20 protein-coding genes are annotated in these 26,274 nt (G+C 63.0%); 5 read left to right on the top strand and 15 right to left on the bottom strand.

What is annotated here, in order from left to right; all coding sequences use genetic code 11:
- Nucleotide 1: 1 nt before the first annotated feature.
- The 10 genes from F7R06_RS12830 to F7R06_RS12875 all read right to left on the bottom strand — a co-directional run bounded on the left by F7R06_RS12830 (nucleotide 2) and on the right by F7R06_RS12875 (nucleotide 15,940).
- Nucleotides 2-805: a hypothetical protein gene (locus F7R06_RS12830; RefSeq protein WP_090319241.1), complete on the bottom strand. Its 804-nt coding sequence runs from the start codon at nucleotides 803-805 to the stop codon at nucleotides 2-4.
- Complete coding sequence (locus tag F7R06_RS12835; RefSeq protein ID WP_090319238.1) at nucleotides 786-2,492, bottom strand: GspE/PulE family protein; 1,707 nt, start codon at nucleotides 2,490-2,492, stop codon at nucleotides 786-788. Before F7R06_RS12835 ends, F7R06_RS12830 begins: the two co-directional genes overlap by 20 nt.
- An 84-nt stretch (nucleotides 2,493-2,576) precedes the next feature.
- Nucleotides 2,577-3,110, bottom strand: coding sequence for a response regulator (locus F7R06_RS12840; RefSeq protein WP_090319235.1), 534 nt, complete (start codon nucleotides 3,108-3,110; stop codon nucleotides 2,577-2,579).
- 223 nt (nucleotides 3,111-3,333) lie between these two features.
- A complete protein-coding gene (locus F7R06_RS12845) occupies nucleotides 3,334-4,287 on the bottom strand; it encodes a peptidylprolyl isomerase (RefSeq protein ID WP_090319231.1) in 954 nt (317 codons plus the stop codon).
- 13 nt (nucleotides 4,288-4,300) lie between these two features.
- Nucleotides 4,301-5,851 carry an ABC transporter substrate-binding protein gene (locus F7R06_RS12850; protein ID WP_090319228.1) on the bottom strand — a complete coding sequence of 517 codons (1,551 nt, stop codon included), beginning with the start codon at nucleotides 5,849-5,851 and terminating at the stop codon, nucleotides 4,301-4,303.
- Between the two features lie 9 nt (nucleotides 5,852-5,860).
- On the bottom strand, nucleotides 5,861-6,487 hold the full coding sequence (locus F7R06_RS12855; protein ID WP_090319225.1) for an SCO family protein: 627 nt from the start codon (nucleotides 6,485-6,487) through the stop codon (nucleotides 5,861-5,863).
- Nucleotides 6,484-7,140, bottom strand: coding sequence for an SCO family protein (locus F7R06_RS12860; protein ID WP_090319221.1), 657 nt, complete (start codon nucleotides 7,138-7,140; stop codon nucleotides 6,484-6,486). The genes F7R06_RS12855 and F7R06_RS12860 overlap by 4 nt, the downstream gene beginning before the upstream one ends.
- 13 nt (nucleotides 7,141-7,153) lie before the next feature.
- Nucleotides 7,154-9,106 carry a YncE family protein gene (locus tag F7R06_RS12865; RefSeq protein WP_090319218.1) on the bottom strand — a complete coding sequence of 651 codons (1,953 nt, stop codon included), beginning with the start codon at nucleotides 9,104-9,106 and terminating at the stop codon, nucleotides 7,154-7,156.
- Nucleotides 9,107-9,311: 205 nt separating this feature from the next.
- Nucleotides 9,312-15,125 (bottom strand): manganese-oxidizing multicopper oxidase MnxG, encoded by a 5,814-nt coding sequence (mnxG, locus tag F7R06_RS12870; protein ID WP_090319215.1) that lies wholly within the window; start codon nucleotides 15,123-15,125, stop codon nucleotides 9,312-9,314.
- Nucleotides 15,126-15,331: 206 nt separating this feature from the next.
- On the bottom strand, nucleotides 15,332-15,940 hold the full coding sequence (locus tag F7R06_RS12875) for a lytic transglycosylase domain-containing protein (protein ID WP_090319212.1): 609 nt from the start codon (nucleotides 15,938-15,940) through the stop codon (nucleotides 15,332-15,334).
- Nucleotides 15,941-16,146: 206 nt separating this feature from the next.
- Between F7R06_RS12875 and gspG the strand changes: the two genes are divergently transcribed.
- The 3 genes from gspG to F7R06_RS30750 all read left to right on the top strand — a co-directional run bounded on the left by gspG (nucleotide 16,147) and on the right by F7R06_RS30750 (nucleotide 18,477).
- Nucleotides 16,147-16,581 (top strand): type II secretion system major pseudopilin GspG, encoded by a 435-nt coding sequence (gene gspG / locus F7R06_RS12880; RefSeq protein WP_090319209.1) that lies wholly within the window; start codon nucleotides 16,147-16,149, stop codon nucleotides 16,579-16,581.
- A gap of 14 nt (nucleotides 16,582-16,595) precedes the next feature.
- Entirely contained in the window at nucleotides 16,596-17,783 is a 1,188-nt protein-coding gene (locus F7R06_RS12885; RefSeq protein WP_090327250.1) for a type II secretion system F family protein, read from the top strand.
- A gap of 154 nt (nucleotides 17,784-17,937) precedes the next feature.
- Complete coding sequence (locus F7R06_RS30750; protein WP_162842366.1) at nucleotides 17,938-18,477, top strand: hypothetical protein; 540 nt, start codon at nucleotides 17,938-17,940, stop codon at nucleotides 18,475-18,477.
- A 206-nt stretch (nucleotides 18,478-18,683) separates the two neighbouring features.
- On the opposite strand, the gene F7R06_RS12895 is transcribed toward F7R06_RS30750, so the two are convergent.
- The gene (locus F7R06_RS12895; protein WP_090319205.1) at nucleotides 18,684-19,601 is read right to left on the bottom strand and encodes a LysR family transcriptional regulator; all 918 of its coding nucleotides are present in this window, start codon (nucleotides 19,599-19,601) and stop codon (nucleotides 18,684-18,686) included.
- Nucleotides 19,602-19,760: 159 nt separating this feature from the next.
- On the opposite strand from F7R06_RS12895, the gene F7R06_RS12900 reads away from it, so the two are divergent.
- Both F7R06_RS12900 and F7R06_RS12905 read left to right on the top strand, forming a co-directional pair.
- The gene (locus tag F7R06_RS12900) at nucleotides 19,761-20,780 is read left to right on the top strand and encodes an alpha/beta hydrolase (protein ID WP_090319202.1); all 1,020 of its coding nucleotides are present in this window, start codon (nucleotides 19,761-19,763) and stop codon (nucleotides 20,778-20,780) included.
- A gap of 66 nt (nucleotides 20,781-20,846) precedes the next feature.
- Nucleotides 20,847-22,274: a mechanosensitive ion channel family protein gene (locus F7R06_RS12905; RefSeq protein WP_090319199.1), complete on the top strand. Its 1,428-nt coding sequence runs from the start codon at nucleotides 20,847-20,849 to the stop codon at nucleotides 22,272-22,274.
- 185 nt (nucleotides 22,275-22,459) lie between these two features.
- On the opposite strand, the gene ycaC is transcribed toward F7R06_RS12905, so the two are convergent.
- The 4 genes from ycaC to F7R06_RS12925 form a co-directional block, all read right to left on the bottom strand.
- Complete coding sequence (ycaC, locus tag F7R06_RS12910) at nucleotides 22,460-23,086, bottom strand: isochorismate family cysteine hydrolase YcaC (protein ID WP_047530725.1); 627 nt, start codon at nucleotides 23,084-23,086, stop codon at nucleotides 22,460-22,462.
- Between the two features lie 69 nt (nucleotides 23,087-23,155).
- Complete coding sequence (locus tag F7R06_RS12915; protein ID WP_090319197.1) at nucleotides 23,156-24,994, bottom strand: amidohydrolase; 1,839 nt, start codon at nucleotides 24,992-24,994, stop codon at nucleotides 23,156-23,158.
- Nucleotides 24,991-25,602, bottom strand: coding sequence for an antibiotic biosynthesis monooxygenase (locus F7R06_RS12920; protein WP_090319194.1), 612 nt, complete (start codon nucleotides 25,600-25,602; stop codon nucleotides 24,991-24,993). The genes F7R06_RS12915 and F7R06_RS12920 overlap by 4 nt, the downstream gene beginning before the upstream one ends.
- Complete coding sequence (locus F7R06_RS12925) at nucleotides 25,595-26,011, bottom strand: DoxX family protein (protein WP_090319191.1); 417 nt, start codon at nucleotides 26,009-26,011, stop codon at nucleotides 25,595-25,597. The genes F7R06_RS12920 and F7R06_RS12925 overlap by 8 nt, the downstream gene beginning before the upstream one ends.
- Between the last annotated feature and the right edge of the window lie 263 nt (nucleotides 26,012-26,274).

The following is a 26,274-nucleotide window of genomic DNA, read 5'->3' on the forward strand; positions in this document are numbered from 1 at the left end:
GTCAGGCCACCGCCCGAGACATGACGTACAGGCAATCGTGTACGGCTGTCCGGTCCTCTTCGAGGGTGCGCAGGTGCACACCGGGAACGTCGGGGTGTGAGTCGATACGGGCCGGCGCATGCAGGTAAACGTTCAGCGGCCGTTCACTGGTGGAGGCCTGCAACTGGCTTTCGCGACCGATCAGGGCAGTCAGCGCGGCATCGCTGTCACTGCTGCCCACCGAGCGCACCGCCGCCCAGCGCCCTTCGCGCGCCAGCAGCAACACACTGCGCACCGGTTCGGCGACCACGAACAGGAAGTCCCCGGCGTCGAAGCTCTTGTCGAAATGATTGAACGCGGCCATCAGGTACGGCTGCACCGACCTCAGTTTCAGGCCGCGACCACTGACCAGCGTGCGCAGACGTTCGAGCAAGTCCTGCGGCAGCGCGCTGGCGATGCGGTCGTAGCCGGCCGGTTCGGCCGAGAGCACCAGGCTCCAGGGTTGGCTCGGTACGCCGTAGAGGTCTTCGAAGCACAGTTGGGCAAACCCGCGCAGTTCTTCGGGGCTGCTGATCTGATCGCTCCAGGGCACCAGGCAGAACCGGCTGAAGTGCCCGGAGATCACCACGGTCAACTCCGCACCGGCGCGGGCATGTTCGCCCAGCAGCCGGTCGAGGGTTTCCAGGGCCACGGCCCAGGCATGAAACCCTTCATCGATGAAGCCGACACTGCCCAGCCAGCGGGTTTCACTGCCCTGGCGCTGGCCGAGGCCGACACCACTGGCGCCGAGGACGGCGATATAACGCTCACGAGATAAAAGTGACACGATTGATCTCCTCGAGAGTGGTCCGGCCGTGTTGCACCAGTTCCAGCGCCGACTCGCGCAGCAGGCGCAAGCCACGTTTGCAGGCGTGGGCCTTGATTTTCGAAATGGGTTGGCGCTCGACGATCATTTGCCGCAGTTCGTCGTCCAGGTGCAGCAGCTCGGCAATCGCGCTACGGCCGCGGTAGCCGGTGCCGCGGCAATGGCCACAGCCCTTGCCATGCACGAAGTGGTAGTCAGCGACCTGCTGCGCATCGAGCCCCGAGGTTTGCAATTCCTCTTCAGTCGGGGTGTACGCCGTGCTGCAGCTGCTGCAAACCAGGCGAATCAGGCGCTGGGCCAGCACCGCGTTGAGGGCGCTGACCAGGCTATAGGGGTCGATTTCCATCTGGGTGAAGCGACCGATCACGTCAAACACGTTGTTGGCGTGAATGGTGGTGAACACCAGGTGCCCGGTGAGTGCCGATTGCACGGCGATTTGCGCGGTGTCGGGGTCGCGGATTTCCCCGACCATGATCTTGTCCGGGTCGTGGCGCAGGATCGAGCGCAGGCCACGGGCGAAGGTCAGGCCTTTCTTTTCGTTGACCGGGATTTGCAGCACGCCCGGCAGCTGATATTCCACCGGGTCTTCAATGGTGATGATCTTGTCCACGCCGTGATTGATCTCGGTGATCATCGCGTACAGCGTAGTGGTCTTGCCGCTGCCGGTGGGGCCGGTAACCAGCACCATGCCGTAGGGTTCGGCCGCCAGCCGGCGCAGTTGGCGCAGGGTTTCGTCTTCGAAGCCCAGGGCTTGCAATTGCACGCCGCAGACCTTGTCCGCCAGGTCCTGTTTGTCGAGCACCCGCAGCACCGCGTCCTCGCCGAAAATGCTCGGCATGATCGACACCCGAAAGTCGATCTGCCGCCCGCTGATACCGATCTTGAAGCGACCGTCCTGGGGCACGCGCTTTTCGCCGATGTCCAGTTCGGCCATGACCTTGACCCGGGAAATCACTTGTTCGGCGAACTCGTTGCCCTGAATCTTGCTGATGTTGTTCAACACCCCATCGATCCGGTACTTGATCACCAGCCCGCTGCCGGTGGTGCCCAGGTGGATGTCGCTGGCGTGCATTTTCAGCGCGTCGTACAGGGTCGAGTTGACCAGTTTGACTACCACGCTGGAGTCTTCGCTGATGCTGGTCAGGGACAGGCTTTGCAGGTTGTCGATTTCGCTGCCGGCGTCAGCCTGGGCGTTGAGCGATTCGACCGCGTGGAAGCTCTCTTCGTGGCGCGCCAGGTAGGCTTTCAGGTCGTCGGCATGCACCAGGTACAGCGGCGCGCCGTGCAGGCAATCATCGATCCAGGCCAGGCGGGCCGTGTCGAAGGGATCGGCAAACACGCCGATGACCGCATCGTTGTGACGCAGCAGGGTGAATTCGCGCTTGAGGCATTGGGCCAGGGTGACCCGGTCGAACACCGGGGTGGCTTGAAACAGGCTGTCGGTGTCGAGCACCGGATAATGCAGGGTCGCGCCGAGGCACTGGATGAAGGGCATGGGGGCCAGTTCGCAGAGCTCCCCGAGGGCGTCCAGGATCCGTTCACCGGAACTGGCGGCCAGCGCCCGCGCCTGGGCTAATTGCTCACTGGAAAAACGGCTGGGTAGAGACTCCGACGGCAACGGCTCGACAACAAGGGATAGACGGTCCATGGCTTGCTCTCCAACGCCCGGGGCTTTGAGCCCTGTCGGCGCGGCGAGCTGTTTCGGCGGGGGCCGGAACCTCTTGTCGCGCCACTACTCCCCGGTGAGCAATTGTTCGTCGCCTGGCGCACTGGCGGCCGATGAACTTCGTCGGCGATCGGCCAGCACCCAACTACCGTCGTACAACTGCAGCGGGAAACTTTCGGTCCTGCTCTGGCGTCGTTCGACGAATCCTTCGGATTGGCTTGCACCTGCTTTGGGTTCGCGCTTCATCCCCAGAAGATCGCAGACTGCACGGGCCAATTCCGCCAAGGGAAAGGGTTTGAACAGGATGTGGCTGACTCCCAGTTGCCGGGCCCGCTCGCAAACTTCTGCGGTGGGGTGCCCTGTGATCAGCACAAAATGACAGTTCCTGTTCTGGCGGACGGCATCGAGCACCTCAAAACCTTCCATATCAGGCAAGCGGTAATCGAACACCATCACATCGGGTGAAAAGCGTTCGGCTTCGCCAATCGCCGTCTCACCGTTGTGCGCTATCCGGACTTCCAGCGCTTGCGCCTGCAGGTAACCCTGGAGGTTTTCCGCAAGGAGCTGTTCGTCGTCAACAACCAGTACTTTGTTTAACAAGGTGGACTCCTTGAAACCGCAGGGCCGAATACCGAACCTGTTGGAGTGCGCGCCTTCAACAGGTCTAACGCACACTTCATGCCAGGCTGAGCGCCGGTCGTTTTATCGCTTCATGTCCTTGAATTTAAAAACAATGCCTTTTCGTCCACTGACCACTCCCCCCAAAAACGGGGGAAAGCGAACGGCTTTGCATTGAATCGATTCCCCACTTTTGGGGAAACGCTCAATCATCGTCAACCCGTTCGATCCGATTACCGGAACGCAATTGCGCCAGTGCCTGCAGACGAGCCTGAACCTGTTTCTGTCGGGCAAGGTACGCCCTAACCATGTCAAGTCCTTGCTCCTCTGTGACATCGGTTGCCTCCACTCGGTTCTCTAACAGGATCAAATGCCAGCCCACTGCCGTGCGCACCGGCTCGCTGACGGCTCCCGGCGCCAGGGCAAAGGCTGTCGCTTCGAACTCCGGCAGCATCCGCCCCCGAGGAAAGTAGCCCAGTTCGCCGCCTTCGCTGGCCGAGGCGTCTTCAGACCCCTCCCTGGCAACACTGGCAAAATCCGCACCTTGGGTGATTCGGGTGTGCATTGCTTGCAAGCGTAGTCTTGCTGCTTCAACAGTGGAAGCATCCGCCCCCTGAGGCACTTTGATCAGGATATGCCTGACCTGTATTTCCTCGGGCCGGTTCATCTCGGCGCGGTGTTCCTCGAAAAACGCCTGCACCTGCTGTTCGTCCGGCTCACTGACACGGGTGAGGTCGGCGAACACTTGCTGAGCCGCCAGTTCACGCCGGGTGTATTCGGCGTAGCTGGCTTCATCGAAACCGGCGTCTTCCAGGCGCCGGGCGAACACCTCGGCACCGCCGAAGGCCTGGCGTGTCTGCTCGACCTGGCTTTGCACCGTGGCATCGCTGATCACCACCCCGCGCTTGAGTGCCTCCTGCCAGAGCAATTCCTTGTCGATCAGCGCGTCCAGCGCCGCCTTGCGCAACTGCTTGTACGCCTTGGGATTGCGGATATTGCCCACCGAGCGCCCCTGATCCTCCAGGTATTCGGCGAAATAACGCTCCAGGCGCAGCTGGGAAATTTCCTCGCCATTGACCCGCGCCACGGCCGGACCGTTGCTGCAGTAAGCCGCCGGCACCCACAGCGCCCACAGAATCAGCAAAGTGTTGAGTTTCATGTTCGGCCTCCGGTCAGGGCATGGCGGCTATCGGTTTGTAGGGGGCAACCAGGTAGAAACGCTGGTCGGGCAGGTCCACCGTGACAATGTGCGCGCCACTGAGGCCCAGGCGGCGACCCGGTCCGAAACTGATCAGCGGGGTCAGTCCGGTATCGAAGTCATGCAGGCCTTCCAGGGCGCTAATCAGTTTTTCGCGGCTGGCGTCTCGCCCGGCCTGCTTCATCCCTTCGCTCAACAGCATCATCGAGCTGAACGCCCCCACCTGCAGGACCGCGTGCTCGCCGCCCAGTTTCTGCCGCTGGCGCAATTGGGTCAGGGCCAGGCGTCCGGCCAGCGTCCAGTCGCTGGGCACGAACGGGTAGGCCAGGAACACTCGCCGGGAAAACTCACTGGGTACTTGCAGCAGATCCCCCGCCACCTGATTCGACGCGGCGAACAGGTAAGGCACTTGACCCGCCGTCTGCAGGCGCGCGGCGAGGTGACTGAAGCCGCCGCTGCTGCCCATGTAAAACACCGAGCGCGCGCCCAGCGGCAACTCGTCCTGCGCCGATTGATAGGCTTGCAGGCGCACGGCTTGCCAGTCGTTGGCTTGCAGGTACTGGGCTAGTTTCTCCGCCGCCTGGTGCTGACCCGGCTCGTCCGGATAGGCGATCAGCGTCGGCCCCTGAAGCACCCTCAGACTGGTGGCGGCGTAACTGGCCAGGGCAATCATTTGTTCGCTCAGCCCCGGCAGCGGCTCGAAAATCTGCCGGCTGACCTGGGCCGTGCCCTGCAATGACAGCGGCCCGATCAGCGGCACGCCGGCCTGCTCCAGGCGCTGCGCCAGGTCCGACTCCAGTGCCGGGGCCAGCGGCGCAATCAGGGCGAACACCTGCTCTTTCTCGATCAATTGGTCCAACGCACGCTCGGCGCTGGCGCGGTCCGGGCCGGGGTCGAGAATGGTCAGGCGCAACTGTCGGCCATGAATGCCGCCGGCCTCATTGATGCGCGCCACGCAACCGTTGAGCACCGCCGCCACCGTGGCGCCCTCCTCGCTCAGCGCCCCCGTGCTCGGCAACAAGGTGCCCAGGTGCAGGCTGTCAGCGCTCAGGCCAGGGTCTCGGTCATCGGCCACGCGTTTGAGATAGGCCGTGAGGTTGCGCTGATCCTTGATCGACATCACAAACCTGGGCATCGCCGGATCGAGCTGATTGTTGCCCGGATCGCGGCCCTCCTGGATGGCCAAGGCCAGGGTGCCTTCGGTATACGCCGGGTAAGCGCGTCCGTTGACTTGCTGCTGGCCGTAGGTGCTGGTGAGCCGCGACCAGCTCAGGTCCGGCGGTCGCACGCCGCCTTCGGGACGGCCGAGGCCATCGCTGCCATGGCAGTTGGCACACGGCAGGCTGGTGGCCGGCAGCAACATGCCGGCCGCCCCGACCCTGGCCATGATCGGTTCGCCACTGGCCGACACCCCCTCGCGGTACAGCCGTTTGCCGGCGCTTTCACTGGCTGTCAGCGTCAACGCCTGGGCGCTCAGGCTGATGCCGGACACCATGAGCAGGCCGAGGATCAGGGCTTTTTTCATGGCCCGGACTCAGCGCCCGACCACGGGCATTGTCAGCAACTGCAAGCGCTGGGCAATGGCGGCGGCGGGCGCATCAGGCCGGATTTTGCTCCAGCGTTTATTGGCCACGTCGCCGACGATCAACTGCGTGGAGTGCTGCTCGGGGGTCGGCACGATCTGGCCGATGCGCCCCAGGACAAGGTCCATTTGCGCCTTGTCGCCGGTAAGGAAAAGCCAGTGGGGGCCATCGACGCCCTGCTTCAAGGTGTAAGCCTTGAGTACCGCCGGGGTGTCCCGCAGCGGATCACTGGTAAGGGAAATGAAGGTGATGCCGTCGGCCTGGTCGCCCAACACTTCGCGTACTTGCTTGAGCTTCTGGGTGATCAGCGGGCAGGCGTCAGTGCAGCTGGTGAAAATCACGTTGAGCAGCACCACCCGGTTCTGTAGCGCATCGCTGAAGAAGCGCAGGGTGTTGCCGTTCTGGTCCTGCAACGGCGTGTCGGTGAACCAGGTTTTCGCATCGCGGGTGCCGCCCGCCGGTTGCGCCGCGGCGACAGCCACCGCGGGTGCCGGTTCTTGATGGCCTTCATGAGCGAAGGCCAGCGCACTGAACAGGCACAGGCAGGCACTCAGGGCCATGCGCTCGAGGGTTCTCATGGCTGATCCTCCATGGCAACGGCCGTGTGCTTGGCGTGGGCATTGCGCTGACCACTGAGTTTCTCGACTTCACGGCTCAGCACCGTCGGGTCGGTGAACCCGTAATAACGCGTCCAGTGGCGGCTGTTGCCATCGCCGACCAGAATCAGCGGCGCATGGTTCTTGAAGTCGCCGCTGAAGGCGCCCAGGCCCTTGAGGGTTTCGTTGACCGACTGCGTGGTGCCGGTCAGCCAGCTCCAGCCCGGGCCATTCTGGAAGGTACGGGCATAATCGTTCAGGCGCTTGGCGTCATCGCGCTGCGGGTCGATGCTGATCGACACCAGTTGCACTTCGCTGCCCACCCGTGCGCCCAGCTGTTTCTGGACCTTGCCCATGATCGAAGACACCACCGGGCAGACCGTGGTGCAGCTGGTGTAGATAAAGCTCATGACCACGATCTTGTTGCTGACCAGGTCTTTTTCCAGGCGGACGGTTTTGCCGTTCTGATCCACCAGCGCCACGTCGGCGAATTTGACCTGGGTGCTCTCCTGACTGGCGCTCTTGGCCTGCATGTCGTGACCGGCATGTTCATCGGCCGAGTGGGCCAGTGCCTGGCCGATGCCCGCGGCCAGAAGGCAGAGGGTCAGCAGGCCGCGGTGTGCAAATCGGTTCATGTCGATGTCCTCTTCAATGAGTCTGGCCGGGGGTCACCCGAACACTGGCAAAGGTCTGGTCGCCGAAATTCGCCCCCAGTGACGCCGCACGCACGTGCAGGTACCAGGCGCCTTGTTGATTGAGGTCGACCGGGGCTTCATACACACCGTTGCCGACGTCCAGGGCTGCGACTTCCCGAGGCCGCGAAGTCGGCGCCAGGAAGTAGCGCACCAAAACGTCCTTGACCCCACTGCGCTCGGTTTTCTGCTTGCCCTGGACGATGCGGAAACGCACGACATAAGGGTTGCCCAACGTGGCGGTAGAGGTGTCGAGCAGGAACTCCACACTGGGCACGCCGACGAGAGGCTCGAGGCTTTTGTTGGCCTCGACCACGGTGGTGAAGCAATGGATGATGTTCGGCTGATTGAGCAGGAACGCCACGTCGAAACGTCCGGCCGGCGGCAGCTTGATCCGCGCGCTGTACAGCCCCGGCTCGATTTCGCGCAGACTGCGATCGATCACCAGCGCCGCCCGCGCCACTTGCCCGCGGTTGGGGTAACCGGACATCGGGGCGTTCATGCCTTCGGCGTAGAAGTAGGTGGTGTTGTCCACCGGATTGACCACAAACACCGCGTTGTCGTCCCGCGACACCGCCAGGCTTGAGGCCAATGGCAGGTCCCCGGCCAGGCGCGGTGCCTGGGGCCCGGCTTCGAAGCCCTGGCTGATCGGCGTGCGGCCTTCGCCGAGTGACGCCAGGTTGATCATCGTCACCTTGGGCGAGGCGAGGCCGCGAATATAGGCGTAGGCCTTGGTGAACACCACCTGATAGGGCTCGGCGGACACGTCCAGCTCATGGATCAGCGAGTCGGTGGCGGCGTCGATCACCGAGGCCTGGTTCTCCAGGGTATTGAGCACGATGCCGAAACGACCGTCGGCGCTGAACCCCATCGGGCCGAGGCCCTGCTTGACCTTGATCACCCGTCGCACCGACTGGCTCGCCGCGTCCACCACCGTGACCGTGCCGTCCTTGCCATCGGCCACATAAGCCGCGCCGGACAGTGGCGAGTACACCACCGACAACGGGTGCGAGCCGGTCTTGAGTTGTTTGATCAGGGTCAGGCTGGCGATGTCGATGATGCTGAGGGTGCCGTCATCGCGATTGGTGACGAAGGCGAAACGGCTGTCCTTGCTGAAGGCGATTTCGTGGTGGCCGCCCCCCGTCGCCAGGTGTTTGAGGGTTTTCAGGCTGTGGGTGTCGATCACTGTGACCCCGGACTGCTCCGCTGCCTGTGCGTTGTTGCCGACCCACAGCAAGCGTTCGTCCGGTTGCAGCGCCACACGAACCGGGTGGCTGCCGGCCGCCACCGAATCCACCCGTTTGAATTGCTCGCTGTCGATCACCGCGACTTCACCCGCCGCCGGCATCGACACGAACACCCGCTTGTTGTCCCTGGGGGTGACCCAGTCCATTGGCGGTTGCTTGATGTCGATCCGCGCCAGGGTGCTGGTAATGCCGCCCACCGACACCGACGGGTCGACCACCGAGACACTGGCATCGCGGTTCATCACCATGAGGAAGTAGCTGTTGAGATCGAGCAAGGGACGCGCGCCGATGCTCGACTTGAGGAACACCCCGACCCGCGCCTTGCAGCTCTGTTCGCGGCCCTGGGCCTGGTCGGCGGCAACGGTTTCCGGGTCCAGCCAGGCGCCGGGGGCAACGCCTGCCAAGGGTTGGCCGGAGGCCTTGTCGGTGATGCGGAACTGCACGTCGGCGAACTCCCCTTCGCGCAGTACGCCGTCCGCGGCCAGCGGCTTGACGTCGAGCGCCACCGACACGCCGTCACGCTCCAGCGACTGGCCGCTCCAGGTATCGGGCAATGCAACGTCGCTGAGCAAGGTCGGGGGTGATGTGCGCCATACCCCGAGGCAGATCAGCCCCACGCCGACAATCAACACACCGATGGCGATTTTGATGGTCCTGTTCATGCCAACACTCCCCTTCAGATCTGTGTCTGCCTATCCAGCAGCGATGCCTGCTTCTGTGGCGAGGGAGCTTGCTCCCGCTTGAGTGCGCAGCACTCACAAAATCTGCATTGACAGTATGATTTTTGGGGCCGCTGCGCGGCCCAGCGGGAGCAAGCTCCCTCGCCACAGACAATCAATCGCGCTCTCTCCTGCCGATTCCTCTCGCCTACGGCGCCGGTGCCGGCTCCGGTTCGTTGGTCACCCGCAGCAATCCCCACAGCCCGGCGGTGTTGCCGTAGGCGCCGTAATCGCGGAACAGGTAATCACCCGGGATCGCGTTGCTGCCCCCGGCACTCGGGTGCATGAAGCTGAAGTGCGCCGCCGGCAGGATGCTTTCGTGGGCACCGATGTACATCGACATCGGGTTGTAGCCAAACCGCACCGAACCCACGCCAGGCATGCTCATCGGGTAGCCACCGGTGTCGCTCTTCTCGGACTGGAACGGGTTGACCGACCAGACGTGACCGTCGAGCTGGAAGGTGGTGCCACGACTGCCACCGGTCGGCATCAGGATGTGCGTGCGGAACGGTTGACCCGGTTTGACGTACAGCACAGGCGTCTGCGGATCGCCCCCCACCAGCGCATTGCTGAAGGCCATGTGCGCGTTCGGCACATCGCCATAGCCATGCCCGTCGGCGTGGCCGAACGGAGCATCCGGGGCAAGACCGAAGCGGTACCACATCGGCTCTGTCTTGAAGTTGATGGCCATGCTCGAGTTGTCCTGCGGATCGGTCGGTACACCCGCTTCCGAGGCAATGCCCTCCACCGGACGACCATTGGCCCAGCGCATGTTCAATGCCTTCTGCCAGACCATGGCAAAGTCGCGATAGGGGGTTTGCCCGGGGGCGGTGACGGTCGCATTGACCTTGCGTGTGTCTTCTGTCCAGGTGGCGCCGACCGGCAGGATACTCATCGCGCCGCCCAGTCCTTTTTGCGGCTGTTTGATCACGTCTGCCGGCGTGATGTTCAGCCCGCCGAATTCCACCGCCGTGGCGTTGATGTTGTCGACACTGCGGCCCAGTTGGGTGATCGGCTTGCCTTCACGCTCCAGGTGCCCGGCGTAGTACTGATAGGTACGGGTCGGGTACGGTCCGGTGTTGCCCACCCGTGGCGGCACGGTCTGGATCGGGTTGGTGCCGACGTTGGTGCCGTCGGATTTGGTGATGTCGTAAGCCAGCAATTGTGCATGCAGGCCCACGGTGCTCGATGGCCGCAGCAGGTTATTGCTGAAGGTGGTCGAGCCCTCGCCGTTGTTGCGGTCACGCTTGACCATGCCCATCACGGTGGCCGTCTGGGGCAGGTCCGGCATCACGCTGGGCAGACGGTTCTCCAGGGTGATGTTGATGCAGTCACCCGCCGCTGCACGCAGCACCAGCGGTTCCACCGGCACGCCGGGTTTGAGTTTGCCAGTGACCGGATCAAGGTCGGTCTTGCGCACATAGAGGATCGCGGTCGGGTCATGCAACGGCCCGCTTTGCCCACCGATGGTGAAGGTCACACCGTCTTGAGGGTCGGTCACGGTGACTTGCGGAATGCTCACCGCCCGCGAGTTGAAGACCAGTGTGCCGCCGGCCGGATTCAGCGGCCCGCCGACATGCTGCCCAAGCCCCGCCGAGTCACCGATGGCCAGCCCCAACGGGTTGCCGAGGATGTCGTTGGCCAGGGCCGCGACCACTTCATAGTTGCGTTGCGGGGTCGGCCGGGTACCGATGCCGTTGGGGTTGGCGCCGATCCGTGGGCAAGTGCCATCGAAGGCCACGGTGTTGCGCATGCCGGCCGGTTTCGGGTTGTTCGGCAGCGCGAACAGATCGTTGCGCTGGGCCGTGTAGTTGCGCATCACGCCCCAGATGCCGCTCCAGTAACCTTCGAGCGAGGCGTCCATCGAGTACAGGTAGTCACCGGTGGTGGCCGCCGAACTGGAGAGCATCGACACCGGTGCGATGAAGCCCATCTGCTCGGAAATCCCGATCATCTGCGACGCGCGCCAGCCGGAGTTGGAGCTGTTGCCGAAACCGGAGCCGCTTTGCAGCCACTTCACGCCGTGCAGGGTGACGTTGTGCTCCTCTTCGTGACCGCCGGCATGCACCCGCAGCCGCACGTTGTCGCCGGTGTAGGTGCGCAGCATCGGAGTGAATGGGTCACCCGGTTCGGCGCCGCCCTTGTTGATGTGCGGCGGGAACAGCGTGGTGCCGCCGGTTGGACCGGTGGCCGCGGTGATCAGGTTCGGCGCCAGGTTCATCGCCGGGATCGCACGGTCGGTACGGCTTTGCATGGCATACGCCAGGTCGCCGCCCAGGCCATCGGCCTGCATGCCGCGCTTGCCGTCCGGGCCGACCTTGTTCGGGTCGTACACCCGCAGGGCCAGCGGTTCGTTGCGGTAATTGACCACGAACATGCCGGGGTCATCGACCGAGATCGCTTGCGGGCAAGGCCGGTTTGGGCAGCCCTGCATCAAGCCGCCACGGGCTTCGACCACCTGCTCAAGCAGGGTCTCGGCTTCCTTGCGCACCGGCGGATTGATCGCGTAGCGGAAGCTGTCGGCGGTGGCCGGGAAGCTTTGCGCATCAGGAATGCCATTGGGACCGGCGCCCACGTAGACGCCCGCTTCATAGGCGTGCTGGAAGTCGCTGTATTCGAGGAAGAACTCACGGAAGCTGTCGTTCTTGCCGTCACCGTCCAGGTCGCCGGTAGAGATCACCGCTTGCCACGAGGTCGGCCCACCGTCCTGCCGCGCGCCGCTGTACAACGGCTCGCCCGTTTCGGCGTGGAACCAGGTGGAACCGGCCGGTTCGGCCAGCACGGTGGCGTACAGGCCAATCTGTTGGTGCGTCGATGGGCCGAGGTGGTCGTGGGTGAAGATGGTGCCCAGGCCACGGTCGACGCCCTTGGTGTTCACCACCGGATCGACGAACCAGCGTTGCATCGCGGTGCGCGCCCCGACCCAGTCGGCCCGGCCGTATTGACCGAAGAACGGGTGCGCCTTGGCTTTCGGGCACGCGGCCGTGCCGTCGCGCGGGTCGGTGCCTTCGCACTGGTTGAACTGGCGAATGGCGTGGATGCGTTCTTGCACGGCACCCGGAGAAAGGATGCCGTCTTCGTAGTTCCAGCCATTGGCCGAACCGTCGGCCGCTGTCAGGTCCCATTTCGGCAGGTGGATGTGCTGGCCGATCACGTCGGTCGGTGTGCGCACCTGATAGTCGTCCATTTCATAAACGGCCGGCACCAGGTTGGTTTGCTGGTACTGCACGCAATCGAAGGTGTTCATGCGCATCACCAGCGGCTCTGGCGGACGCTGCTTGGTGATCACCGGCCAGGCGTCTTCCCACAGCGCGAGAATGCGCGCCTGCGGGAAGTGGTAGCCGACTTTGTTGTACACCGCGTCGAACTGGATGTTCGCCGCCTTGTAGATGCGCGGACGGTCGGCGGTGAAGGTCGAGGCACCGCTGAACGACATGCCGTCGATCCGCTCGCCGCTGTTGAACTCGCCGCTGCCGGCGCTGCTGGTCAGGCGCTTGGCCCGGTCATCCATGCACGGTTCGTAGTACGGTGCGCCCGCCATCGGCAGCGCGCCGTTGGTGCGGAAGTTGCGCGCCACCACCTGGTTGCCCGGCAGCACGGCGAAGCTGGGGTGTTCTTTCTTGGCGTGGAACGCCATGGCTGCCTGTTCGACTTCGGTGCCTTCTTCCGGCAGGTACAGCGGCTTGGCGCGGGTCACTTCCTTGGAGAAATCCAGGGAGGTGGTCACGGTGTGCGCCTCGCCGCCGGAGGAGAAACCGTCCAGCGAGTGACGCCCCAGGCCGCCGTCCCAGCCACCGGACTGAGCCGGGTCGAGGTTGGCCCACAAGGCATTGCCACTCGACTTCAAGGCCTGGGCCTTGGCGGCGTCGAGCATGTCCAGCGGTGGGGTCGGCGGGCGTTGGCCGACCGAACTTTCCATGCCGCCGATCCAGAAGGGATAGCCGGGGTTTTTCAGGCTGCCGTCGGCGTTGCGGTTGGCTTCGCTGCGATCCACCAGCGCCAGCGAACCAATCGCCTGGGCGCCGCCGTTGCCACCATGATGCCCGCTGTCATCGTCGCCTGCTTCAACGTCATCATTGGCGGCCACAAGGGTCTCGCTGATTTTCGGCACGACTGCGACTTTGCCGGGCATCGGCGCCATGGCTTTGCCAGGCAACGGCACCACCGCCGGAATCGGCGTGCCGGCCACAATCTCACCGTCGGGCAAGGCCCGTGCGCCCGCCGCCGGTTTACCGCTGCGCAGGGCATAGGGTTCGCTGTGGAAACCGTCGGCGCCCTGTTGCGAGACTTCGAGTCGGGTGCCCTCTTCAAAGACGTCATGGACCCGCCACATGCTCCACATGCCTTGGGCAAAGTGCGGGTAGAAGTGGCAGTGATAGATCGCATCGCCCGCTACCCGGTTACGGTTGCCCGAACCGCCGTTGGCGATTTCATAGGTGTAGCCGGCGCCCGGCCCGATGCCCTGGGCATCCACGTAGTCGGAGTTGTCGTCGTTGGGGTTGAACAGCCACTGATGGCCGTGCAGGTGAAAAATGTGCTGCTCATGGCCGTTGTGGGTATTGCGGAATTTGACGAAGTCGCCGATGTAGCTGTGGTTGACGTTGGACGGCTCGGATGGATACAGCGCCATGGTCGCCTTGACCCCGACCTGATCGGTCCTGGGCACTTCACCGGGACGAATGTTTTCCAGCCCGGCGTTGGCCGGGACGTCCACCAGCATCGCCACGTCGCCGACGGTGTGAGAGCTGAGGAAGAATTCTTCATAGGCGCAGGACAGGCAATCGTGCATCGGCCCCACGCCCAGTCGGTTGGCCACGACCTCGGCGCCCATGCCGCCGGAACCGTAGTTGATCATGAAGCCATCGCGGGTCGGCTCCAGCACGTGGGCCATGACCGGGTCGGCCCAGTAACCTGGAAACGCCTGGGTCGCGGCGGTTTCATCCTGGAACTGCGAAGCGAAGTCGCGGAAAGGCTCCAGACGATTGGGCAGCGCCGGGTTGCGTTTGCCCACCGATTCCAGCGGATAGGTCGAGGGCGGGAAGCTGCCGTCGGCGTTGCTGCCCATGACGATGGCGTCGCTCTCGCTGGAGATGATTTCGTTGCCGTCGACCATGTTGATGATCGGCGTGCCGGCCTTGCCTTCCCGTATCCAGGGCTGGCGCTGCGGGTAGCGCGCCTGGTAATCGACAATCGGCTGGCCGGCCGGGGTGCGCCCGGTGGTGGCCAGGCGCATCTCTTCTTCGGTCACGGTGTTGCGGTAGGTGCGACCGCCCTTGGGCACCACCACCACTTCGCCGAACAGCCCGTTGGCGACGTTGCCGGCCGCCCCTTCGCCACCGAAGGTCGCGCCCCGGCTGCTGGCGGCGAATGCGCCTTCACGCTCGGCGTACAAGGTGTAGCTGCGGGTGGCACCGGGCGGGATCAAGGTGTTGGCATTGCGTCCGGTGAACGATGCGATGTCGTCGATGGTGTTGACCGCTTGCATGCCGTTGACCTGAAAACCGACATGGCGGTCAGTGACCTGTTCATCGACCTTGAAGGCATTTTCGTTGCCGACTTCGACTTCGCCCTCCACTCCGCCATTTTCGTGGGAACCGGGGTTGGCCTGATAGGCCAGGAGGTTCTGCAGATTGATGGTCAGGCAATCACCGGCGGCGACCCGCAGTACCAGCGGACGCGGACGCTTGTCGGGACGCAGCGACACCTTGCCCGGCACTGCGGCGCCGCCCTGAGCCAGGGAAATCTCATGGTCATCGACCACGTCGCGACGCAACGCGAACATCATGCCGTTGACGTTTTGCGCACCGAGGCGGTTGAACATCAGTGGCTGGTCCAGCGCCACGACGTTGGCCACCAGGTTGCGCTCACAGCGCACTGCCGCTTCGGCCAGTTCGACGCCGAACATCGAGGCCGCCAGCAGCAACAAATGGAATACGGATGGTGCGTGGAAAATGCCGGTCATGATCACGGGCCTCGCTGTGGATGCTCACAGGGAATAATTCTCGACAACTCCGTTGAGCAATCCGCATGCCATAAAAATTCTGTTTATTTTTCAGCCAGTTACGATTTTCAGTTGATAGCTCGGGGGATAATTCCCCACTTATTCCCCACTTTTTCGCCGGGGCCACCCTGCCCCAATGTTGGGGAAAACCACCCCACGGCTTTCGCTCACAGTGGGGCATCCGCCGACAAGCCCTGCAGACGCCGGTACTGGCGCAGCACGCTGGGCACATAACGCTGGGTTTCGGCAAACGGCGGGATCACGCCGCCCCGGCTGAGCACGGCTTGCGGCCCGGCGTTGTAAGCGGCCACGGCGAGGGCGATGTCGTTGTCGAACAGGGTCATCAACCGCTTGAGATAACGGGCACCGCCCTGGATGTTGGCCTTGGGGTCGTAGACGTCGGTCACGCCCATCTCGCGGGCCGTGTCTGGCATCAACTGCATCAGGCCACCGGCCCCCTTGGCTGACACCGCACTGGGGTTGTAGGCCGACTCGGTCTTGATCACCGCGTGCAAGAGCGCGGCCGGTAATTCATTGGCCGTGGCCGCCGCCGACACCAGCTCGGCGTAGGGTTGCGCGGCGATCATCTGCGGCTGTTGATCGAGGCTGACTACCGCCACGGCAGGCTCGTGGATGACCCGTTCATAGTGCCGGCCGGGGCGATGGACATTGGACAGGACGAAGTTGCCCTTGGCATCCGTGGACACGAACACATCGGCTTGAGCGACGCCCGCCAGCAGCAGGCAGCCGAGCATTCCCGTGGTGAGAGTTTTCATGGTTCCGCCTCCCCTGCCCGGCCCCGAAAATTGGGGGTTATGCCCCAATGGCCAGTCGTGAATCAGGCATACGCAAGCACTGTGCCGAAAGCGCAGAAGCCCGTGGCACGCGGGGTACAGGAGGATGCCAAGGGCTTCGCCGGCCCTTTGCATGGCAATTGCATAAGGCGTTGTTGCGACCCTTCTGCCGACTGTGTGAGGTCATCATGAATCAGCGTCTGTGTTTCGCCCCGCGTGCCCAACGCGGCTTCACCTTGCTCGAATTGTTGGTGGTGCTGGTGGTGCTCGGGTTGTTGGCCGGCATCGTCGCGCCGAAGTACTTTGCGCAACTGGGCCGTTCCGAAGTGAAAGTGGCCAAGGCGCAAATAGAAGGACTGGGCAAGGCCCTGGACCTGTATCGCCTCGAAGTCGGCCATTACCCATCGACCGAACAGGGCTTGCAGGCGTTGGTCACCGCGCCCAGTGATGAACCCCACTGGACCGGTCCTTACTTGCAGAAAAAGCTGCCGCAGGATCCGTGGGGCCGTAACTACACCTACCGCTACCCTGGCGAAAACGGCGAGTACGACCTGCTGTCCCTGGGCAAGGACGGGCAACCCGGCGGCGAAGGCGAGAACGCTGAAATCACCAGTTGGCAGTGACGGAAATGGCCACCATGCGATTTCATCTCAAAGCCGTCGGCAAGACCGGCGTGGTTTCCATGACCGTCGAGGCGCCCGGTCACAGCGAGGCGCGGCGCATCGCCGAAGACCAGGGCCTGCGGGTGGTCAGCCTGCACGCCGAACGTCATTGGCGGGCGCTGCGCTTGAAACAGCGCGAGACGTTCAACCTGGTGTTGTTCAGCCAGGAACTGACCACCTTGCTCAATGCCGGCCTGCCATTGATCGATGCCCTGGAAAGCCTGGCGGAAAAAGAAACCGCGCCCCAGGCCCGTAAGACCCTGAGCGAGCTGGTGCGTCTGCTTTATGAAGGCAAATCGTTTTCCCAGGCGTTGGCCCAGTTGTCGGCGGTGTTCCCGCCGTTGTATGTGGCCCTGGTGCAGTCCAGCGAGAAGACCGGTGCCGTGGGCGAAGCCCTGGGCCGCTATGTCAGCTATCGCCAACGCATGGACGAGGTTCGCCAGAAGATCATCAGCGCGTCGATTTACCCCATGCTGTTGCTGGTGGTGGGCGGTGGCGTGGTGCTGTTTCTGATGGGCTATGTGGTGCCGCGCTTCAGCCTTGTGTTCGAGGGGCTGGGGTCGAACCTGCCGTGGTTGTCGCAGATCCTGATGAGCAGCGGCATGTTCCTGCACGCCCATCAGGGCGAGTTCTTCGCTGCTTTGCTGGCCATCATCGTCACCCTGGCGCTGCTCAAGCGCCAACCGGCCTTTCGTCGGGGCGTGGACCGCTTGATCGAAAAACTCCCGGCGGTGCACCAGCGCATTTTCATGTACGAACTGGCGCGCTTCTACCGCTCCCTGGGGATCCTCTTGCAGGGCGGCATTCCTCTGGTCACCGCCATGGGCATGGTCCGGGGCCTGCTCACCGTGGCCTCGCGCACACGGCTGGACCAGGCCTGCGAACGGGTACGCGAGGGGCAATCGCTGTCGACGGCACTGGAGCTCAATCAACTGGTGACCCCGGTGTCCCTGCGCTTGCTGCGCGCCGGTGAACAGTCCGGCAACCTCGGGCAGATGATGGAGCGCAGCGCCGACTTCTACGACGAAGAAATCAGCCGCTGGATCGAATGGTTCGTGCGCTTGTTCGAACCCTTGCTGATGACCTTCATCGGCCTGTTGATCGGGGTGATCGTGATCCTGATGTACATCCCCATTTTCGAGCTGGCCTCGAGCATTCATTGAGCCCTGGCAGCGGGACTGGCAGCGCGATGGGCGATTTATCGAGTTTGTAAATGAATAAAGCCGGACGTTGAGGTGTTTATCGACGGTTCCTGCTGAATAAAGCAATGCATTGCATTGTTTATCAACGTTCCACCTGAAGAAGACGGAGATCGATATGCACATGAACAAGCTCATGCTGGCGGTTGCTATTGGCGCAGTTCTGTCGGCGTCTACCGTACTGATTCCGGACAACCTGTCCGGGGTTTCGAGTGCTCACGCAAAAGAAGGGGGTAGTGGTGGAGGGGGTGGCGGCCATGGTGGTGGCGGTGGCGGCGGTGGCGGTGGCGGTGGCGGCGGTGGTGGCGGTAACGGTGGAAGCGGTGGCGGCGGTAATGGTGGTAGCGGCAGTGGCCACGGTGGAAGTGGCAGCAACAGCGGCAGCGACCATGGCTCGGGACACAGCGGCAGCACAGCCTCCTCCAACTCGGGACGCAGCAGCACTCACGCGGAACCGGGTGATGACCATGGGGTACATCGTAGCGGCGAGATAGGCGACGACCACGGGGTTCATCGTAGCGGCGAGATAGGCGACGACCACGGGGTCCATCGCGCTGGCGAAATCGGGGATGATCACGGCGTTCACGCCAATGGTGAAGTGGGTGACGATCACGGCGTGCATGTGGGTGGCGAAGCAGGCGATGACAAACGGACCTGACATTTACTCATCAACACACGATCTGTGGGAGCTGGCTTGTCGGGGCGTCGCATCGCAGCGAAGGCGGTGGGTCAGGCACCATCGATGCTGGATGTGCGGGCCCCATCGCGGGCAAGCCACGCTCCCACAGTTTTATGGGCAGTCACACATTTGTGTATATGCCCAAAATCCCCTGCGGGAGCTGGCTTGTCGGCGAACGCGGCGTGTCAGGCGCCCTCCCTATTGAAGGGGCTGTCCCCATTACTCTGATCCAGCCGCTCGCGCAAAAACTCGATCAACGCCTGCACCGGTCGCGATGACTGGCGGTGTTGCGGGTAGACCGCCGACAGCGTCAGCGGCTCGGGTCGAAACTCATCCAGCACCGGCACCAGCCGCCCGTCCTTCAATGCCGAACCGACAATGAACGTCGGCAGGTACGTAATGCCCATTCCCGCAATCGCTGCGTCCTTGAGCAACTCGCCGTTGTTGACCCGCATGCGCCCGGTGACGTTGACGGCCAGCGGCTTGCCCTGCCCTGCGAAACGCCATTGCACCTGGCGGCCGTGGCCGTAAGGCAGGCAGTCATGGTTGTGCAAGTCTTCGGGTTTGAGTGGCGTGCCACGCTCGCTCAGGTAAGCGGGACTGGCGCAATACACGCGCTGGATGGAAGCGATGCGCCGCGCGATCAGCGTCGAGTCTTCAAGAATGCCGATGCGCAGCGCCAGGTCGTAGCCCTCGCCGAGCAAGTCCACCGGCCGGTCGCTCAAATCCACTTCCACCGTGACCTCGCGGTAGCGCTGCAAAAAAACCGGCAACAAGCACCCCAGATGGGCCAACGCAAACGACAGCGGCGCGCTGACGCGAAGGGTGCCGCGCGGTTCGGTGGTCTGGCCGGCGATGCCCTGCTCCACTTGCTCGACCTCGCCCAGCAAGCGTAGGGCCGACTCGTAATAACTCTGCCCCAGGGGCGTGACGTCCAGTCGCCGGGTCGAACGATTGAGCAATCGCACGCCGAGGCGCTCTTCAAGTTGCATCAAGCGCCGACTGACAAATTGCTTGGACAGCCCCAGTTGATCGGCAGCGGCCGTAAAGCTGCCGGAGTCCATCACCTGGCAAAAAATACGCATATCTTCGAAGGGGTTCATTGTCACATCCCGGTTGACAGTTAAACGCTTTATAACGGCTTTTTCCCGTTTCGGCACCCTATTAATCTGTGCTCACGGTGTTGCCGAGGCCTGAATCGCCCAGCCACCAGCAACCTGAACCCAGGTACTCAACGTCCAAGAATTCAAAAAGGATTTGCCATGAACATCGTCAAGAAAACCCTGACCGCTTCCCTCCTCGCCCTGTCCATCGGCAATGCATTCGCCGCGGGCAGCCCCGGTGTCGAACACAACACCCAGGCCTTCCTCGAAACCCTTGCTGCCGGTGGTGGCAAACCGCTGGAGCAACTGAGCCCGAAAGACGCCCGTGCGGTGCTGACCGGCGCCCAGGCCTCGGTGAAAGTGGACCTGTCCGGTGTCGAGGTGAGCGACCGGGCGATCACGGTCGATGGCCAGACCCTCAAACTCAAAGTCGTGCGTCCGGCCCATGTAAAAGGTGAGTTGCCCGTGTTCATGTTCTTCCACGGTGGCGGTTGGGTACTGGGCGACTTCCCGACACACCAGCGGCTGATTCGCGATCTGGTGGTGGGTTCCGGTGCCGTGGCGGTGTATGTCGACTACACACCCTCGCCTGAAGCGCATTACCCGACCGCAATCAACCAGGCCTACGCCGCGACCCGTTGGGTGGCCGAACACGGCAAGGAGATCGGCGTCGATGGCCAGCGCCTGGGCGTGGCCGGCAACAGCGTCGGCGGCAACATGGCCGCGGTCGTTGCCTTGATGGCCAAGGAACAGAAAACCCCGGCACTGCGCTTTCAGTTATTGATGTGGCCGGTGACCAACGCGCAGTTCGACACGGGCTCCTACCAGCAATTTGCCGAGGGCCACTTCCTGACCAAGGGCATGATGCAGTGGTTCTGGGACAACTACACCACCGACAAGGCCGAGCGTGCGCAGATCCACGCCTCGCCGCTCAAGGCCACCGCCGAACAGCTTAAAGGCCTGCCCGCTGCCCTGGTGCAGACGGCCGAGTTCGACGTCTTGCGCGATGAAGGCGAAGCCTATGCCCGTCACCTCGACGCGGCGGGCGTGCCGGTCACGGCGGTGCGCTACAACGGCATGATCCATGACTTCGGCCTGTTGAATCCGCTGAGCCGGATTCCAGAAGTCCAGGCAGCGGTGCGCCAGGCAGCACTGGAGCTCAAGACACACTTGAACTGAGTCCTGTAGAAAGCCTGCCCTCGGGCAGGCTTTTTTCGGTCCGCCCTTTTTAAATGGAGTTTGCCCATGTCCTTTCTCCTGGCTCACCTGCTGTCCTGGAGCGCCCTGTTGCTGGTGATCGACGCGCTGCTCTGGCAGCTCGCACCGTTCAAGCACCGCGTCACCCGGATCGGCTGGCGCACCGGCCTGTTCCTGGCCTTCAGTACGCTCATCATCAATGCGGGGATCAGCCCGTTGCAGGCACCGGTGTTCGCCGATGATCGCGTGGCGCAACTGGGGGCCACGGCCCTGGGGATTCTCTGGTGGCTGTACGCGGCGCGGGTGCTCACCGAAGCCATTGGCCTGGTGCTGATGCGGCGTATCGGCCACAGCGGCCGGCTGTTGCAGGATGTGATCGGCGCACTGGTGTTTCTGGCCGCGATCGTTGCGGCGGCAGGCTACGTGCTGGAGCTGCCGGTCAAGGGGCTGCTGGCGACCTCCGGGGTGGTGGCCATCGTGGTCGGCCTGGCGTTGCAGAGCACCTTGAGCGATGTGTTTTCCGGCATCGTGCTCAACACCACCAAGCCGTATCAGGTGGACGACTGGATCTCGATCGACGGCGTCGAGGGCAAGGTGCTGGACATCGACTGGCGCGCCACCCACCTGCTCACCAGCGCCGGCAGTACCGCCGTGGTGCCGAACTCGGTGGCGGCCAAGGCGAAGATCGTCAACCTCAGTCGCCCGAGCAACATGCACGGGGTGTCGATCAGCATTCAGGTACCCAACCACATTCGTCCGCGCCGAGTCCTCGATGCCCTGGACCGCACGCTTCAGGGCAGCAGCAGCCTGCTCTTGAACCCGGCGCCCAAAGCGGTGTTGAAAGAAGCCGGCGAAACCCTGTCCGAGTATGTGGCCAGCGGTTTCATCGCCGATCTGGGCAAAAAAAGCGAAGTGCGTAATCAATTGTTCGACCTGGCCCATCGTCACCTGGAAGCGGCCGGCATTTCCCGGCAGCTCGATGGCGTGATCGAGCCTTCGACGCGGGCACGAGCCTTGCTCGACGAGGTGAAGATTTTCCGCTCGCTGAGTGAAGACGAACGCGATCAATTGGCGCAGTCCATGACCGCGCAACAGTACTCTGCGGGCCAGGTGGTATTGGGGCTGGGCGAAGTGCCCGACAGCCTGTTCGTGATTGCCACCGGCGTCGTCAGTGCTTCGGTGCCCGACGGCGCCGGTCAAACCGAAGCCGGCCGGATGGGGCCGAGTGAAGTCATGGGCGAACAAAGCATCCTCGCCGACACCCCCTCACAAGCCACGTTCACCACCCTGACCTCGTGCATCATTTACCGCCTCGACAAATCCCTCACCCGCCACTGCATGGAGCAGCGCAGCGAAGTCGGCCAGGCGTTGAACAAGTTGCAAGCCGTGCGGGAGCAGAACAGCCGGCTGGCATTGATGAGCAAACCGGTACCGATCAAGAAAGGAGGGTTTCTCGGCTGGTTGCAAAAGCGCTGAGGCAAAAATGCCCGCCGTTGCGGGTAATGTTTTCCTGTAGGAGCGAGCCTGTTCGCGATGGTCGTCAAAGAAAACGCGTGTTTACTGGCTAAACGCGGCGCTCTCAAGTCCATCGCGAACAGGCTCGCTCCTACAGAACAACATCACGCCAACAGGCGGGCATTTCGCGGTGTCAGTGAGACGGCTTATTTGGCAGTGAACTTGGTATAGCTGTTGATCAGGTTGCGGTAGTTCGGAAGGCGGTTCGACAGCAGATTCGCCAGGCCTTCCATGTCGTTGCGCCAGTCGCCCTGCAGTTCGCAGGCCACGGCGAACCAGTTCAGCAGGTGCGCACCGGCAGCCGACATGCGCGCCCACGCTGCTTGTTGCACGGTGGTGTTGAAGGTACCGGACGAGTCGGTGACGACGAACACTTCATAGCCTTCGGCGATGGCCGACAGGGTCGGGAACGCCACGCAAACATCCGTCACTACACCGGCAATGATCAATTGCTTGCGACCAGTGGCCTTCACGGCTTTGACAAAATCCTCGTTGTCCCAGGCGTTGATCTGGCCAGGACGGGCAATGAAGGGCGCATCCGGGAATTGCTCTTTCAGTTCAGGCACGATCGGGCCGTTGGGGCCGCTGTCGAAACTGGTGGTGAGGATGGTCGGCAGGTTGAAGAACTTGGCGATGTCACCCAGGGCCAGCACGTTGTTCTTGAACTCGTTGGGCGAGAAATCCTGCACCAGCGAGATCAGGCCGGTCTGGTGGTCGACCAGCAGTACGACAGCGTCATCTTTGTTCAGACGTTTGTAAGGAACATTGCTCATAAGAAACTCCTTGGTGGATGGATATTGCAGATCGCGCCGGGCCATCGGGCCGGCGCTTTTTTATATTCGTCAGAAGGCAAAGCACGAGCAGCCGAAGGCGCCCCAGAAACCGGCGAAGTCACTGACCGGCGCGTTCGACAGTCGCGCACGCTCGTGGCTGTGGGAATGCACCGCGCACGGTCCGCTGCACTGGTGAACCTGCGCCTGCAGCGGCGAGTTCGGCCGCCAGTGCCCGGGTACTTTCACCACCGGCGACCAGTCCGGCAGCACCGGCACACTGGCCGGCCCGAGTTTTTCGAAATCGCCGGCGGCGTACACCACCTTGCCGCCGACCACGGTCAGCACCGACTCGATCCACTTGATCGCTTCTTCGTCGACACTGAAAAAGTCCGCGCTCAACGCCGCCACGTCGGCCAATTGCCCGACCTTGATCTGGCCCTTCTTGCCCTGTTCGGACGAGAACCAGGCGCTGCCGTGGGTGAACAGTTCCAGGGCGGTCTGGCGCGACAGGCCTTCGGCATGCAGTTCCATGCCGCCGACGGTGCGGCCGCTGACCATCCAGTACAGCGAAGTCCACGGGTTGTAGCTCGATACCCGCGTCGCATCGGTGCCGGCGCCCACCGGCACACCTTCGGCCAGCATGCGTTTGATCGGCGGCGTGGCTTCGGCGGCTTTGGCGCCGTAACGCTCGACAAAATATTCGCCCTGGAACGCCATGCGATCCTGAATCGCAATGCCGCCCCCCAGCGCCCTCACCCGCTCGATGTTCTGCGGGGTGATGGTTTCGGCGTGATCGAAAAACCAGGGCAAACCATTGAACGGGATGTCGCGGTTGACCTTTTCGAATACGTCGAGCATGCGGCTGATGGATTCGTTGTAGGTGGCGTGCAGGCGGAACGGCCAGCGCTGCTCGACCAGATGGCGCACCACCGGCTCCAGTTCGTCTTCCATGGTTTGCGGCAGGTCCGGGCGCGGCTCAAGGAAGTCCTCGAAATCCGCCGCCGAGAACACCAGCATTTCCCCGGCGCCGTTGTGCCGCAGGTAATCGTCGCCCTGGTGCAGGGTCACGCTGCTGGTCCAGTTCTTGAAGTCGGTCAATTCTTCCTTGGGCTTCTGGGTGAACAAGTTGTAGGCGATGCGCACGGTCAGTTGCTCATCCTTGGCCAACTGCTCAATGACCTGGTAATCGTCCGGATAGTTCTGGAAACCACCCCCGGCATCGATGGCACTGGTCAGGCCCAGGCGGTTGAGTTCACGCATGAACTGGCGGGTGGAGTTGACCTGATACTCCAGCGGCAGCTTCGGCCCCTTGGCCAGCGTCGAGTACAGAATCATCGCGTTGGGTCGCGCCACCAGCATGCCGGTCGGCTCGCCATTGGCATCCCGGACAATCTCGCCGCCCGGCGGATTCGGTGTGTTGCGGGTATAACCGGCCACCCGCAGCGCCGCGCGGTTGAGCAAGGCGCGGTCATACAAATGCAGGACAAACACCGGGGTGTCGGGCGCGGCCTGGTTCAGTTCCTCGAGGGTCGGCATGCGCTTTTCGGCGAACTGGAATTCGTTCCAGCCCCCCACCACCCGCACCCACTGCGGCGTCGGCGTACGATCGGCCTGGTCCTTGAGCATGCGCAAGGCATCGGCCAGGGATGGCACGCCTTCCCAGCGCAGTTCGAGGTTGTAGTTCAGGCCGCCACGGATCAGGTGCAAGTGCGAGTCGTTGAGGCCCGGAATCACGCAGCGCCCCTTGAGGTCGATCACTTGCGTGGCCGAACCGCGCAGGGCCATGGCCTGGGCATCGCTGCCAACGACGACGAAGCGGCCATCGCTGATGGCCACCGCGCTGGCAAGCGGCTTCTCACGGTCAACGGTATGAAATTGGCCATTGAACAGAATCAGATCGGCGTTCATCGCGTTTCCTTGGTCTGGGTGGATGAGGATAGCCAAGGCGCGAACAAACGCGTTGCCATTGGCATGAACAGGTACACCACCGACAGCACGATGGTCAGGGTGATCAGAAAGGTCGCGACCACGTAGTTGGAGAGCCAGGCATTGAGCTTCAACAGCGGTCCCCAGAGCAGCGGCACCAGCAAGGTGTGCGGCAGAATCACCAACAGCGTGACCACCGCCTGCTTCCAGCGCGGCGGTGGCGAGCCCGCCTCGGCCGGTGGGGCGAACCAGAATTCGTTCACCGGGTTGACTTCGGTCTGGTCGCCGTCGGCCAGCATCGGCGTGGCTTCGGCGATCAGCTCCTGACGCTGCGGCGAATCCAGCCAGCGCTGCATCGCCTCGGTGGAGCAGAACCGCAAGACGCAGGTGTAGGTGTCGAGGCCGGCGTTCTTGCCACGCACCACGTCCACCCCCAAGTGCCCGTCCCACTGCCCGGCCACTCGGACAATGTTGCGCAGCCAGGCTTCGTAAGGCACTTCAAACCCGGCCTTGACCCGGTGCTTGATGATCAGCGTCACGACCTCCTCGAAGCCGCGCACAGGTGTATCGAGCAAAGTGGATTCAGGCATAACGAAAGGCTCCGGAAAATCGATGGTTGAACGCCAGCGGCCCCGGCCCGGCGATGAGGATGCTGGTGAACAGAATCAACAACAGCCAGCCGAACTGGCCTTCGGCCAAGCTCCATTGCGGATGCACGATCAGCAACGCCACCAGCAGCACAAATAGAATAGGCAGGCAGGCCAGACGCACCAGCACCCCGGCGATGATCAGCAACGGACACAGCACTTCGGCAAAAATCGCCAGCATCAGCGTGAGATTCGCCCCCAGGTGAAACGGGTCTTCGATGCGCTGCAACTCGACAGCGTAGTCGAGCAACTTCGGCAAACCATGCACCCACAACAGGAACAACCCGGCGCTGACCCGCAAGAAAAGCAGCCCGACGTCCCGAGCCCGTTCATCCCAACGCGAAACAATCATGGCCGCCCCGCACAATTGAAAAACGACCGGCGTCGAAGCGCCGGAACTTGATGCGATAGTGACGGGGCCAGGGTGGGAAAAATTGGATGTACGTGCTCTTTTGTGGCCATGGGGCGACATAGGCGCGTGTTGGAGTGGGCTTGATCGCGACAGGCCTTCGAGGCTTGCCATGATTTCGAGCCCGCCTTCGATGGCGAGCCAGCGCCATCAGGGGTTGGGGCAACCGTGGAAATTTTGGTCGGCTGTGAGGTCGCCATCGTCAA

Source organism: Pseudomonas moorei (assembly GCF_008801475.1).
Taxonomy (GTDB): domain Bacteria; phylum Pseudomonadota; class Gammaproteobacteria; order Pseudomonadales; family Pseudomonadaceae; genus Aquipseudomonas; species Aquipseudomonas moorei.